General features: G+C 72.8%; 13 protein-coding genes. 5 read left to right on the forward strand and 8 right to left on the reverse strand.

Annotated features, from left to right (window positions below):
* Window positions 1-38 precede the first annotated feature (38 nt).
* From hppD to hisC, 3 genes are read left to right on the forward strand one after another with little or no spacing between them, the layout of a single operon-like run.
* Window positions 39-1,166: a 4-hydroxyphenylpyruvate dioxygenase gene (gene hppD, locus ACSP50_RS39605; RefSeq protein WP_014694963.1), complete on the forward strand. Its 1,128-nt coding sequence runs from the start codon at window positions 39-41 to the stop codon at window positions 1,164-1,166.
* A gap of 53 nt (window positions 1,167-1,219) precedes the next feature.
* On the forward strand, window positions 1,220-2,149 hold the full coding sequence (locus tag ACSP50_RS39610; protein WP_014694964.1) for an RDD family protein: 930 nt from the start codon (window positions 1,220-1,222) through the stop codon (window positions 2,147-2,149).
* A complete protein-coding gene (hisC, locus tag ACSP50_RS39615) occupies window positions 2,146-3,222 on the forward strand; it encodes a histidinol-phosphate transaminase (protein ID WP_014694965.1) in 1,077 nt (358 codons plus the stop codon). Before ACSP50_RS39610 ends, hisC begins: the two co-directional genes overlap by 4 nt.
* Window positions 3,223-3,298: 76 nt before the next feature.
* On the opposite strand, the gene ACSP50_RS39620 is transcribed toward hisC, so the two are convergent.
* A complete protein-coding gene (locus tag ACSP50_RS39620) occupies window positions 3,299-4,561 on the reverse strand; it encodes an MFS transporter (RefSeq protein ID WP_043513090.1) in 1,263 nt (420 codons plus the stop codon).
* A gap of 46 nt (window positions 4,562-4,607) precedes the next feature.
* Between ACSP50_RS39620 and ACSP50_RS39625 the strand changes: the two genes are divergently transcribed.
* On the forward strand, window positions 4,608-5,726 hold the full coding sequence (locus ACSP50_RS39625) for an ROK family protein (protein ID WP_014694967.1): 1,119 nt from the start codon (window positions 4,608-4,610) through the stop codon (window positions 5,724-5,726).
* A gap of 1 nt (window position 5,727) precedes the next feature.
* On the opposite strand, the gene ACSP50_RS39630 is transcribed toward ACSP50_RS39625, so the two are convergent.
* The 6 genes from ACSP50_RS39630 to ACSP50_RS39655 form a co-directional block, all read right to left on the reverse strand.
* Window positions 5,728-6,879, reverse strand: a complete 1,152-nt coding sequence (locus ACSP50_RS39630; RefSeq protein ID WP_063714034.1) for a PQQ-binding-like beta-propeller repeat protein — start codon at window positions 6,877-6,879, stop codon at window positions 5,728-5,730.
* A gap of 50 nt (window positions 6,880-6,929) precedes the next feature.
* The gene (locus ACSP50_RS39635; protein WP_014694969.1) at window positions 6,930-7,787 is read right to left on the reverse strand and encodes a hypothetical protein; all 858 of its coding nucleotides are present in this window, start codon (window positions 7,785-7,787) and stop codon (window positions 6,930-6,932) included.
* A 154-nt stretch (window positions 7,788-7,941) separates the two neighbouring features.
* Window positions 7,942-9,258, reverse strand: coding sequence for a hypothetical protein (locus tag ACSP50_RS39640; protein WP_155123727.1), 1,317 nt, complete (start codon window positions 9,256-9,258; stop codon window positions 7,942-7,944).
* 62 nt (window positions 9,259-9,320) lie between these two features.
* The gene (gene ispF, locus ACSP50_RS39645) at window positions 9,321-9,809 is read right to left on the reverse strand and encodes a 2-C-methyl-D-erythritol 2,4-cyclodiphosphate synthase (protein ID WP_014694971.1); all 489 of its coding nucleotides are present in this window, start codon (window positions 9,807-9,809) and stop codon (window positions 9,321-9,323) included.
* A 388-nt stretch (window positions 9,810-10,197) separates the two neighbouring features.
* Window positions 10,198-10,911, reverse strand: a complete 714-nt coding sequence (gene ispD, locus ACSP50_RS39650) for a 2-C-methyl-D-erythritol 4-phosphate cytidylyltransferase (protein ID WP_043516403.1) — start codon at window positions 10,909-10,911, stop codon at window positions 10,198-10,200.
* 44 nt (window positions 10,912-10,955) lie between these two features.
* Window positions 10,956-11,441 carry a CarD family transcriptional regulator gene (locus tag ACSP50_RS39655; protein ID WP_014447856.1) on the reverse strand — a complete coding sequence of 162 codons (486 nt, stop codon included), beginning with the start codon at window positions 11,439-11,441 and terminating at the stop codon, window positions 10,956-10,958.
* Window positions 11,442-11,775: 334 nt separating this feature from the next.
* On the opposite strand from ACSP50_RS39655, the gene ACSP50_RS39660 reads away from it, so the two are divergent.
* Window positions 11,776-12,546, forward strand: a complete 771-nt coding sequence (locus tag ACSP50_RS39660; RefSeq protein WP_014694973.1) for a hypothetical protein — start codon at window positions 11,776-11,778, stop codon at window positions 12,544-12,546.
* Window positions 12,547-12,883: 337 nt separating this feature from the next.
* Here ACSP50_RS39660 and ACSP50_RS39665 read toward each other — a convergent pair whose 3' ends face one another.
* Complete coding sequence (locus ACSP50_RS39665; RefSeq protein ID WP_014694974.1) at window positions 12,884-13,327, reverse strand: DUF6023 family protein; 444 nt, start codon at window positions 13,325-13,327, stop codon at window positions 12,884-12,886.
* Between the last annotated feature and the right edge of the window lie 157 nt (window positions 13,328-13,484).

Raw genomic sequence — 13,484 nt, forward strand, 5'->3', positions numbered from 1 at the left:
CTCTTGCCCAGTGCTGTGACCTGCGTCAACCTCACCACATGACCTCGCTGCCGGAAAACCCGGAAAACAAAGACGTCTTCCCCGTTAAAGGCGTCGACCACCTGCGGTTCCTCGTCGGCAACGCCCGGCAGGCCGCCCACTTCTACTCCACCGCCTTCGGCATGAAGTGCGTCGCCTACCGCGGCCCCGAGCAGGGCTACCGCGACCACGCCGAGTACGTGCTGGTCAGCGGCGGCGCCAAGTTCATCCTCACCGGCATGGTGCACGCCGGAGCCCCCGGCGCCGAGCACGTCACCAAGCACGGTGACGGCATCTCCGACATCGCCCTGCAGGTGCCCGACGTCGACGCCGCCTATCTGCACGCCACCTCGACCGGCGCGCGCGGCGTGACCGAGCCGTACGACGTGAAGGACGAGCACGGCACGGTCCGGATGGCGGCGATCGCGACGTACGGCGACACCGTGCACACCCTGATCGACCGCTCCGGCTACGACGGCCCGTTCCTGCCCGGATTCGTGGCCCGCGAGCCGATCGTCGCGGTCCGTCCGAAGCGCTTCTTCCAGGCCGTCGACCACGTGGTCGGCAACGTGGAGCTGGGCAAGATGGACGAGTGGGTGGAGTTCTACCGGCGGGTGATGGGCTTCACCAACATGGCCGAGTTCATCGGCGACGACATCGCCACCGACTACTCGGCACTGATGTCCAAGGTCGTGGCGGACGGCAGCCGCAAGGTCAAGTTCCCGCTGAACGAGCCGGCCGTCTCGCAGCGCAAGTCGCAGATCGACGAGTACCTGGAGTACTACGACGGGCCCGGCGCCCAGCACGTGGCGCTGGCCACGAACGACATCCTGACCACGGTCGACGCGATGCGCGGCGCCGGCGTGGAGTTCCTGGACACCCCGGACTCGTACTACGACGACCCGGAGCTGCGCGCCCGGATCGGCCAGGTGCGGGTGCCGATCGAGGAGCTGAAGAAGCGGAAGATCCTGGTCGACCGGGACGAGGACGGCTACCTGCTGCAGATCTTCACGGCCCCGGTGCAGGACCGGCCCACCGTATTCTTCGAGTTGATCGAGCGGCACGGCTCCCTCGGCTTCGGCAAGGGCAACTTCAAGGCGCTCTTCGAGGCCATCGAGCGGGAGCAGGAGCGGCGCGGCAACCTGTGACGCACTGACCTGCGCGCAGGGAACCGTCAGGCATACGTGGTAAAGGTTTGCGCATGAGTTCCCTTCCCGCGGGTTGGTACAAGGACCCGGCCGACACCAGCACCCAGCGCTACTGGGACGGTGAGGGCTGGCTGGGCAAGGCCATCCCGGCCGACGCGGTCCCGCCGGACGGGCCGCCGCCGGTGGAGGTGGAACCCGCGCCCGTCCCGCCCGTCCCGCCGCCCGCGGTGGTGCAGCCGCAACATCCGGCTGCGCCGCCGCCCGGCTGGCCCGCCCCGCCGCCCGGGTGGCCCCAGCAGCAGCATTTCCAGGCACCACCGCCCCCGCCGCCGGGGTGGCATCCGCAGGCCGGGGCCCAGCCGCCGCACGCGTACTTCTATCCGATCCCGGTCGCCCACCCGCACGGCATGGCCCTGGCCGGGCTGGGCCAGCGGCTGGTCGCCCGGCTGATCGACATCGCCGTGGTGCTGGTGCTCAACATCGTGGTCAACGGATGGTTCGCCTACCAGTGGTGGCGGGACTTCCACCCGATCCTGACCAGGTACATGGACCAGGTGCAGGCCGGCGCCAAGCCGGACTACCCGGTGGGCACCGAGCGGATGGCCACCCTCCAGATGACCATCATCCTGATCTCCACCCTGCTCTGGCTGCTCTACGAGGCTCCGGCGATCGCCGGACGCGGGCAGACCCTGGGCAAGATGATGATGGGGATCCGGGTCGTCGGGCTGGACAGCACCGAGCCGATCGGCTTCCGCCGAGCGTTCGGCCGCTGGGCGCAGCTCGGCCTCTGGAGCCTGTTCTGGTGGTGCCTGGTCGGCTTCGTGGTGCAGTTGCTGGACTCGCTCTCCCCCACCTTCGACTCGCGCCTGCGGCAGGCCTGGCACGACAAGGCGGCCCGGACCGTCGTCGTGGCGGTCCCGGACGGCGCTCAACCGACCGTCGAGGCGACGCCCGGCGGCGATCTTCCTGGAGGACCCCGATGACCCGGCTGACCCGCGCCGACCTGGACGCGCTGCCCGCCTACGTCCCCGGTCGCAACGTCGCCGACCTGGCCCGCGAGCTGGGCGTCGCCGAGGCGATCAAGCTGGCCAGCAACGAGGTGCCGTACGGCCCGCTGCCCGGTGTGGTGGAGGCGGTCACCGAGGCGGCCCAGCAGATGCACCGCTACCCGGACATGGGCGTGCTGGCGCTGCGCGACGCGCTGGCCGAGCGGTTCGGGGTGGCCGCCGAGCGGGTGGTCACCGGCTGCGGCTCGGTGGCCCTGGCCGAGATCCTGGTCAAGGCGACCTGCCTGCCCGGCGACGAGGTGATCTACTCCTGGCGGTCGTTCGAGGCGTACCCGATCATCGCGGCCGGGGCCGGCGCCACCAGCGTGCGGGTGCCGAACCGGCCGGACCACGGGCACGACCTGACCGCGATGGCCGAGGCGATCACCGACCGCACCCGGCTCGTCTTCGTCTGCAACCCCAACAACCCGACCGGCACCGCGCTGCACCGGGCGGAGCTGGACCGGTTCCTCGCGGCGGTGCCGTCGGACGTGCTCGTGGTGCTCGACGAGGCGTACCGGGAACTCGTCACCGATCCGGCGGTGCCGGACGGCCTGGAGACCTACGGCGACCGGGCCAACGTGGTGGTCCTGCGCACCATGAGCAAGGCGTGGGGCCTGGCCGGCATGCGGATGGGCTACCTGGTGGCCCCGCCCGCGGTGGCCGCCGTCCTGCGCAAGGTGCTCACCCCGTTCTCCACCAGCCTGGTGGCGCAGGCGGCCGCGCTCGCCGCGCTGCGGCAGGAGACCGAGGTGGTCCGGCGGTGCGCGCTGGTCACCGCGGAACGCACCCGGGTCACCGAGGCGCTGCGGAAACTCGGCGTGGACGTGCCGGACAGCCAGGCGAACTTCGTCTGGCTGCCGCTGGGTGACCGGTCGGCGGCGTTCGGCGCGGCCTGCGAGAGCCGGGGCGTGATCGTGCGGCCGTTCCAGCCGGACGGGGTCCGGGTGACGATCGGCACGCCGGAGGAGAACGACGCATTCCTGGCCGCCGCCGAGGCGACCTGGTAACAGTCGACAGGAAGTCTGGCCGGTCCGCGAATCCGCCGCGGGCCGGCCAGACTTTTCCTTGCGGCCGATGTCGACCCTACGACGCCGCGCGCTCGTGGTGGCCGCTGCGGGCGGCAATGCCCTCGAACGAGTCAGCCTCGGCGGACACCCGGTCGTGGTCGGCCGCCGACATCCGGGCCGGGAACACCGTCCGGGACGTCGCCACCAGCACCCCGGCCATGACCGCGAGCACCCCGGCGAGCAGTGGCAGCGCCCCGAGCCGGCCGGCCGTGACGAACCGTTCGCCGACGAACGCGCCACCGCCGATGCCGATCTGGAAGGCCACCACGTAGACGGCGGACGCCGCGTCCCGGGCGGTCGGCGCGACCCGCAGCGGCGCCGCTCCGAGGAACACCGGGATGGCGGTGAACGCGCCGCCCCAGAGCAGCGTCGCCACGATCGTGGGCACGGTCCCGGGGACCGGGGCGAGCAGCGCCACCGACACCGCCTGCACGGCCAGCAGGCCGAGCAGCAGCGGGCCCGGGTGCCGGTCGACGAACCGCCCGACCAGGAAGGTGGTCAGCAGCCCGACCGCGCCGTAACCGAGCAGCAGGGCGCTGAGCCCGGCGCCGTCCAGCCCGGCATCCCGGCGGACCAGCGGCGCGATGTACGTGTACGCCGCGAAATGCCCGATCACCAGCACCCCGGTGACCGCGCAGAGCCGCACCACCCGGGGGTTGCGCAGGATCCGGACCGCGTTGCGCAGCTGCTCCCGCGATCCGGCGGCCAGGTCCCGGGGCATCGGCGGGAGCTTCGGCAGGACCGCGAGCAGCAGCGCCACGCAGACCGCCCCGCCGACCGCCATCAGCCCGACCGCGACCCGCCAGCCGAGCCACTGGCCGAGCGCGGTGCCGGCCGGCACGCCGAGCACGATCGCCAGCGAGTTGCCCAGGAAGGTCAGCGCGGTGGCCCGGCCGACCTGGTGCGGTGGCGCCAGCCGGGCGATGATCGGGCCGATCACCGACCAGAAGACGCCGTGCGCCAGCGCGCAGATCAGCCGGGCCGCGGCCAGCACCACGAAGGTCGGCGCGAACGTGGCGGCCGCCTGGGAGACCGCGAAGATCGCTACCGTGGCGGCGATCAGGGTGTGCCGGGGAAACCGCATGGTGAGCGCGGTGAGCGGGATGGTGCTCAGCGCGGCGACCACGGCGTAGCTGGTCAGCAGCAGGCCCACCTGGGCCTCGGTGACGTGCAGGCCGGCCGAGATCTGCGGGAGCAGCCCGACCGGAAGGGTTTCGGCGGTGACGTAGAAGAACGCGGAAGCTCCGAGGACGACCAGCGCGGGGCGGTGAAAACTCACCCCCACAGAATAAGCTCTGCCGAAGAGCATAAGAAAGGGAACGGATGTGACGACGCGCTCCACCGAACTGCTCCGGGTGGTGCACCGGACGCCCGGCGTGACCCGCGCCGACGCCGCCCGGCTGCTCGGCGTCGGCACCGGCGCGGCCACCGAGCTGGTCGCCAGACTCAGCCGGGCGGCACTGCTGACACAGGCCCCGGCCGCACCCAGCGGCAGCCGTGGACGCCCCACCACGCTGCTGCTGCCCCACCCCGACGGGCCGCTCACCCTCGCCGTCGCGATCACCCACGAGGGCTGGCGGGTCGAGGCGGTCGAGCTCGGCGGCGCGATCGCCGGCAGCCGGACGGGCGGGCACGCCGGCGCCGCCTGGCCCGAGGTCCGCTCGGCGGTCCGCGGCGCGCTTCAGGAGCTTCGCTCGGCGTACGGGCATCGTCCGCGCGCCGTGGGCGTCTCCGTCCCCGGCACCGTCTCCCGGGACCTGCGCCTGGAAGCGGTCGGCACCGGCTGGCACGACGTCGACCTGACCGAGCTCGGCGCGGCCGGCGAGGTCTTCGTGGCCGGCAACGACGCCACCCTGGCGGCCGCCGCCGAATCGCACCGCGGCGCGGCGGCCGGCGCGTCGGTCGCCCTGCATCTGCGGATCGAATCCGGACTCGGCGGCGCCGTGGTGGACGGCGGTCGCCCGGTGATCGGCGCCCACGGGGCCGCCGGTGAGTTCGGCCACATGCCGTTCGGCGACCCGGCTGTCCGCTGCCCGTGCGGCGCGCGTGGCTGCTGGGGCATCGCGGTGGACGGGCACGAACTCGCCCGGCTGCTGGGCGACCCGGAACCACCCGACCCGATCACCTACGCCCGGCGGGTGATCGCCGCCGCGGCCGCCGGCGGGCGTACGGTCACCGCGGTGCGGGCCGTCGCCGCCACTCTGGGCCGGGGCATCGCCGGACTGGTCAACGGGCTGGACGCGGACCTCATCACGCTCGGCGGGCTGGGCGCCGACCTGCTGGCGGTGGCGCCGGACGAGATCGGCGCGGCGTATCGGGACGGGCTGATGTCGATCCACCGTGAGTCGCCGCCACCGATCGTGGCGGCCGTCCTCGGCGACCGCGGGCCGATCGCCGGGGCGGCCGAGGAGGCCTGGACCGCCCTGCTGCCGACCCTGGCGTGACCTACAGCCCGACCATGAGGACGGTGTCGGTGGTGAAGTAGTAGGTCGGCGACTCCCGATCGGCCGGCGGCTTCGGGTTCAGCCGCTCGAGCGCCAGATAGTGGTCGCCGATCATCTGACCGCCGAGGCTCCACTGGTCGTTCTCCTTGCGGAAGGCGAGGTGGAAGCGGTAGCGCTCCCGACCGTCCGCGGAGTCCAGGCCGACCAGGAAGTGGTCGTCGGTGAGGACCAGGATGCGGCCCGGGACGCCGCCGAGCACCCGGCCGGCGCCGGACCAGCCCCAGGCGGCGCTGCCGTCCGGGCGGTGACCGGTGACCACGCCGTTCGCCGTCGACACCACGATGCCGCCGGCGACCGTGGCATCCGGGTCGTCCAGAGCGACCGACCGGACCGGGGCGACCCGGCCGGTGAGCCAGCCGTGGCCCGCGCCGTCCCGCAAGCCGGCACAGCCCGAACTCGCGACCGCGCAGCCGACCGGTGCGAACTTGCCGGCCGGCCAGCCCGGCAGCACGGCGCCGGTGGCCCCGTCGAAGGCGCCGGACCCGCAGACGAAGGCGCCGCCCGCAGTGGTGAAACCGTCCGCGCAGGCGGCCGGAGTGCTGACCTGCCAGCGCACGGCGCCGGTGCCCATGTCGTACGCGGTCAATCTCTGATCCTGCAGAACCAGGACGGCGCCGGCGGCGACCCGCAGGCCCGGAGGACTCCAGACGGTCGCGGCGCCGGTCCGGTGCCCGGCATAATCCGGCGCCTGCGGACCGCCGGCCCGCCAGGCGATTTTCCCGGTACGGGCGTCGAGGGCCACGATCGCGCCGTCCGACCAGCGGCTGACCACCGTGCTGCCGGCCGCGACCACCCCGCTGAGCTGGGCCGGCCAGCGGCGCAACGACCAGTGGGCGGTGTTCACCCCCTTGCTGTCGACCGGCTCGTCGGCGCGCAACTGGTGCTTGGCGGCATAGACGCGCAGGCGGTCCTCGACGAGCAGCGGCGCAACGTTGAGCCGGCCGACCACCCCCGGCGCGGACACCACCAGCGGTGGATAGGGGGACTTGGCGGTCGCCAGCACCTCGGCCGGCCGGAGAATCCGCCAGCCCACCAGAATCGTCGCCAGCAGCAGAAGTACCGCCACCGAAGCTCGCAGCAGCACCCGGGTCACGGCCGGAATTATTTCAGGCCCCGTCCAGCACGATCACGCGTACCCGTCGATCAGCCCTCGTAGCCGCCGTTGACCAGCCCCAGCCGGATCAATTCGGTGAGCGGCTCCACCACGCTGGCCGCACCGAACCCGGCGAACAGCGGGCGCGGATCGTCCCGGTGCGCGCGGGCCGGCTCCACCAGCGGCACCGGGTGGGTGGCGGCCAGCGCCTCGGCCACCTCGGCCACCTCGCCGCCGTCCACCGCCAGCAGCGTGGCGACCAGCACGTTGAGGAACCCGTGATGGGTGAACCCGGTCTCCGGGTCGGTGTGCCGGGTGGCATGCCGCAGACCGGCCGCCAGCTTGAACTCCAGCTCGCGGTCCCGGCAGGCGCAGATGACCGCGGCCAGCTCCACCGGAGTCGGGAACAGCTCGGCGGCCAGGCCGCCGACCCGGAACTTCGGAGCGATCGGCAGACCCTCCCGGCGGGCCTCGGCCACCGTGTCCAGAGCACCGATCAGACCCCAGCTCAGCGGGATCTCCGCCCAGACCCGGGCCGACCCGGTCGCCCCCAGCTCGCCGGCCGCGATCGTGCGCAGCAGCGACAACCCCGGCTGCGGATCCTCGCCCCGCCGCGCCACCGCCGCCTCGACATGCTCGATCACCATGCCGGCGGCGCGCAGCTTCTCCACCGTGGCCGGCAGCGCACCGGCCGGGATGTCACCGACCAGCGCGGCCGGGACCCGCGGCACCGGCTCGGCGCCCACCACGGAGGCCGGCACCAGCAGGGTGCCGATCAGATCCGCATACCAGGCGGTGGCGTGCTCGCGATACTTCGCCTCCGCGTCGGCCAGGCCGGTCGGGCTGGGCGGCAGCAGAGACGCGTCATCGACGAGCCCGGCATACAGCGGAGGCACGATCGTCGACACGAACCGAACCTAACGTGCCGGACGACAGAAGGGCTAGAGGTGTTCAGATCGCCCGGTCGTCGCTGTGCGCCCGGTACCGTAGGACACCGGTCACGAACCCGGGCAGCGTCATGATCACCAGGCCGGCGGCGACAGAGGCGTGGCCGTCTTCCGGTCAGCGGCGGCGGATCAGCACGATGAGGTCGGCCATACCGGCGACGAGCATGCCGGCGATCAGCGTCGGCAGCCCGCCGACCACGGCATAGGCCAGCAGGAACAGCGGCCCGGCCAGGCTGAGATGCCACGCGGCGGCCAGCGGGCGGGCGGTCGACCGCAGGCGGGCCAGCACCGGGCCGGCCGGCTCGGTCAGGCGGCTGCGGAACCAGAGCACCACGGCCACGAACACCAGGAAACCGATCAGCCCCGCCCACACCCGCGAGATTCCGCTGCTGACCACCGTCATCGCCGCGGTGACCACGGCGGCCACCAGGGTGCCGTTCGCGCCGTACCGGATCGTCTCGACCACCGCCGCCATCGAGTCCGCCGACACGTCGAGCACCGCCCTGCGCGGCAGGCTGACCGCGGGCGGCTCCACCACACCGGCCCGTGCCGGCGCCCGCTCCTCCGGAAACCCGTCCGCGTCGGTCAGCGACGCCTCCTCGGCGAGCTCCTCCAGCGCCCGGGCCCAGCGACGACGCTCCAGGCGAACGATCCCGACGTCCTGTCCGGCATCCCCGATCGCCGGATCCAGGTCGAGCGCCTCCCCGTACGCCCGCTGCGCCAGATCGAACAGCCGCAGCCGGGCCGCCACCACCGCCAGCACCAGATGCGCCTCGGCCTCGCCCGGCGCCACCCGCACCCCGTTCCACGCGGCGTTCAGCGCCTCCTGACCGTTACGCGACTCACTGAGCAGCGCGGCTCCGGTGCGTTGCGCGTACGCGTCCTCCGGCCACGCCCGCAGAATCTCCCCGGCGACCTGGGCGGCCTCGGCGTACCGCCGGTTGTCGGCGAGTGCCATCGCCCGCACCACGTGGGCGGTCAGCGACACGGGTCGGGCCGCCGCCGCCCGATCGGCCGCGGCCAGCGCCTCCACCGGCTGCTCCGCCACCAGATGGATCCGGGCGAGCGTCGCCAGCAGTTCCGCGGTGTCCGCACCACTTGCGGAGTCGGCCGCCCCGGACCGGTTCCCGGCTCCGCCGACACGACCACCGGCCGCACCACTCACCGCATCATCGGCGCCACCGGGCGCACCGCTCGCCTGATCGCCGAGACCACCGATCCCACCGCCCGGCAGGTCGTCGACGCCACCGGGCGCACCGCTGGCCGCACCGCTCGCCGCATCGCCGACGCCACCGGCCGTGCCGCCGGGGGCGACGCTGAGGCCGGCCGCGATCTCGTCGGCGGCCTCGTCGTAGCGCCCGAGGTCGGCAAGCAGGAGCGCACGCTGGCGATGCTCCTCCGGCGTGGGATCAGGCTCCATGGGCACGGGCACAGTCGGAGCGTAGGCGTTCCACCTGGAGATCACTCGTTCCGGGTGATCGGAAGCCCCGCCGGTCAGGCCGGAAGAGCGTTCTCCGTGTAGACCATCGCCACCGCGACTCCGGCCAGCCCCTCACCACGCCCGGTGAGCCCCAGCCCGTCGGATGTGGTCCCGGACACGGTGACCGGCGCCCCCACCGCCGCGGAGAGCACCTTCTCGGCCTCGGCCCGCCGCTTCCCGATCTTCGGCCGGTTCCCGATCACCTGCACCGACACGTTGCCGATCGCGAACCCGGCCGCCCGGACCAGCCGCGCCGTCTCGGCGAGCAGCGTGACCCCGGCTGCCCCGGCCCACTCCGGCCGGCTCGTCCCGAAGTTGCCCCCCAGATCCCCGAGCCCGGCCGCCGACAGCAGCGCGTCACAGGCCGCGTGGGCCACCACGTCCGCGTCCGAGTGCCCGGCCAGCCCCGGCTCCCCCGGCCACTCCAGCCCGGCCACCCAGCAGGCCCGGTCAGCGTCGAATGCGTGCACGTCCGTGCCGATACCCACCCGCGGAATGATCACCTCGCCACCCTAACCACGCACCTCCCCCACCACGCCCGGCAACCCGACGCCGCCACCGCGCCACGTCGGCCGAAGCGGTCAGGCTCCGCGGCGCCGAGCCCGGGATCACACGTTCCGCCGCCGGGCAGTGATGCCCCGGACCGGTAGAGCGAGCCATGCGATCAGCCGGACCGGGGAACGGGCCACGGCATCACCGGCCCGCGATCGAACCAACCGGAACACCGGGGCCTGGCGCGCCGTTGCAGCGGGGTGATTCGCAGTATCCGGCCCGAGGTCGCCCGGCGAGACGTCGACGACTCGCGATCAGGCCAGCCGGAACACCCGGCCAAAGTCAGCCGGCGAGACGTCACCGACCCGCGATCAGACCAGCCGGAACACCCGGCCAAGGTCAGGCGGTAGGGGCGTCCGGGTCCGGCAGGGCCAGGAGGTGCGTGGCGAGCGCCAGATCGATCGGCCGGGTGATCTTGAGCGCGAGGTCGGAGCCCGGGACGCACAGGACCGGGATGCCGAGCTTCTCGACGGCACCGGCGTCGTCGGTGTGTGAGTCGGCGGCGGCCCGGTGAGCGGCGCGCAGCACCGAGGCGCGGAAGCCTTGCGGAGTCTGTACCGCACGCAGCACGGAACGGTCGACCGTGCCGAGAACGGTGGCATCGGCCGCGACCTCTTTGATCGTGTCGACGACCGGCAGGACCGGGATCACCGCGTCGGCACCGTCCCGGACAGCGGCGGCGACACGCTCCGTAACCGAGGGCGGGGTGAGGCATCGAGCCGCGTCGTGGACCAGAACGATCGGAACGTCCGGCGGAACGACCGCGAGTGCCGCGGCGACCGATTCCTGGCGTTCGGCGCCGCCGGGCACGACGGTGACCGGGGCCACCGGGGCGAGGAGCGCGGACACCGCGTCGACCTCGGCGGGCGGAGCGGCCACCACGATCATGCGGACCGGCGCGGCCGCGGCCAACCGCCGGACCGCGTGCACGAGCAGCGGCTCGCCGTCGAGCAGACGCAGAGCTTTCGGGCCGCCCGGGCCGAGCCGGAGACCCGCCCCCGCCGCCGGAACGACGACCGCGACGTCACCGCGAGCATTGAGCTGCGCGGTCACGTCGCGGTCGGCGATCACGGTGCGGTGAGGGATGCGTCGGTGGATCAGGCCTCGGTGAGGACCTTGTCGAGCAGAACCTCAGCCTCGTCCTTGGTGCTCTTCTCAGCGAGGGCCACCTCGCCGACCAGGATGTCGCGGGCCTTCGCGAGCATGCGCTTCTCGCCTGCCGAGAGACCGCGCTCCCGCTCGCGACGCCAGAGGTCACGAACAACCTCGGCAACCTTGAGCGGGTTACCGGAAGCGAGCTTCTCCAGGTTGGCCTTGTAGCGCCGCGACCAGTTGGTCGGCTCCTCGGTGTGCGGAGCGCGGAGGACGTCGAAGACCTTGCCCAGGCCTTCCTCGCCAACCACTTCGCGCACGCCGACTTCCTCGGCGTTCTCAGCGGGCACCCGAACCGTCAGATCGCCCTGGGCGACACGCAGAACGAGATACTGCCTTTCAACGCCCTTGATGACCCTAGTCTCGATTGCCTCGATGAGTGCGGCCCCGTGGTGGGGGTAAACAACGGTCTCGCCGACACTGAAAACCATAGGTTCGAAACCCCTTTCGCTGTGTCTAGGGTAACACGCCCAGGCGTCGGTGTCTCGCCCTGACGGTCACTGTTAGTGCAGCTCAGAGGCCCTGTGACGGGGCTTTCTACCGCTTGACAGCACGGCCGGAAGCTGCCTAAGTAACGCAAAGTGACCAGGAGGTGACCGCTCTTGCTGACGAGTCGGGAATTCCGGACCTGATGGCTTTGCGAGATCAAGCGTATCGCTGCGGTCCTCGCCGCCCCTTCGCTGGCGATGCGGCGTAGCGTGCGAGACGCTGGACGGAAGTTCCCCGACCGAAGCAGGATCTGGTCGGCCAGGGGGGAGGTGGGTCATGGCAGGCGCGAGCGACAACGGTGGCTGGCCGCCCGACGGCGGTTGGCCCGATGAGCTGCCCGACCTCCCTGAGGAGTGGGGCGTGATCGTCATCCCCGACGATCTGTCCGAGCTGTCCGACGAGGTCGAGGCGGTGCGCGCCGAGCTGCACCTGACCACGGCGGCGACGCGCTGGCAGCGCCTGGCACGCCGCCCGTCGATGCGCCGGCTGCGCCGGGTCGGCACGCTGATGCTGCGCGCCCCGGTGCTGATCGTCTCGATGGCCATCCTGGTGACCGTTGCCAGCCTGTTCGCCTCGGCCTGGCCGGGCCCGGTCCGCCAGCCGTCCGTGCAGCGCACCTCGGGCACGACGCCGGCCCCGAGCAACACGCTTCCGGCCCTGGAACTGGTCGCCGCCGACGGCAAGACGGTCCCGCTGCGCGGCCGGCTGCCGGCCGTGGTGCTGATCACAGACGGTTGCGACTGCGCCGCCCTGGTCGCCGCGACGGCCGCCGCCGTCCGGTCCGACATCGCGGTCCTCGCCGTGTCGTCGGCGCGTCCCTCGGCGCCCACCCCCACCGGACTGACCACCGCCCAGGCCCCGCCGTCCGACGGCAAGGCGGTCCGCTACCTGCAGGATCCCACCGGCGCCCTCCGCGAGCAGATGGGCCTCACCGGGCAGGACGGCACCGCCGCCGCCATCCTGGTCAACGAGACGGGCACCATCCTCCGGAAGTTCCCGCACGTCGTCGCCGTCGAGTCCATCCAGCCCGATCTGCAGCGCCTCTGACCGGCCGCCTCTGACCGGCCGCCTCTGACCGGCCGCCTCTGACCGGCCGCCTCTGACCGGCCGCCTCTGACCGGCCGGCTCTGACCGGCTGACACCGAGCGACCGCCCCCGGAAGCCCGGACGATGCGGAAAGCCGCACACGACCGCATTACCTGATTACCTCCAACTGCCCAAAAGGGCCAAGAGGTCATATCGCCTTGTCAGCCCACAACAGGCGGAACCCGATCCCGAAGCAGGCGCGAACCCGGGCGGAACCCGATCCCGAAGCAGGCGCGAACCCGGGCGGAACCCGATCCCGAAGCAGGCGCGAACCCGGTCGGAGTCTCCGAGAAGGCGATCAGGCGCGCTGAAGGGTGTAGCGGAAGACGACCGGCCCCTCGCCCTCGGCGGTGACCCGCAGCCGCAACTCGGTCCCGACCCCCACCGAGAACACCTGCGGTGTCCGGGTCCCGGAGCAGTTCAGCCCGAGCCCGCTCTCCGGTCCCCCGAAGCTCACCCGCGCCCGGCTCCCGTCCGGCCCCGCGCAGATCACCGAGACCTGGAACGTTCCGCCGTCGAGGTCGGACACCTTCTCGTAGTCCTGTCGCGGAGCCAGCGCCACGGTCTCGGCGGCCTCCTGGTCCCCGGTTTCCGGCAGCAGCTGTTCGGCGGTGAGCCGCCAGGTGAGCAGGCGCGGATCGGAGGCGTCCCGCGGTGCGGCGCGCCACCACCAGGTGCCGCCCGCCGCCAGGACCAGGGCGGCCAGCCCATGCAGGATGGCGCCCCGTCCCCGTTCGCTCACGCTCCGACTGTAGTGACCTCATCGACCGAGCAGTAGTGACCCTCCCCCACCCAGCCGCCACAACCGGAGCCGCCGCAGCCCAACGAGCCGCCACCGGCGAAGCCCGCCGCAGCCCAACGAGCCGCCACCGGCGGAGCCCGCCGCAATCCAACGAGCC

Origin of the sequence: Actinoplanes sp. SE50/110 (assembly GCF_900119315.1) — a bacterium.
Lineage (GTDB): Bacteria > Actinomycetota > Actinomycetes > Mycobacteriales > Micromonosporaceae > Actinoplanes.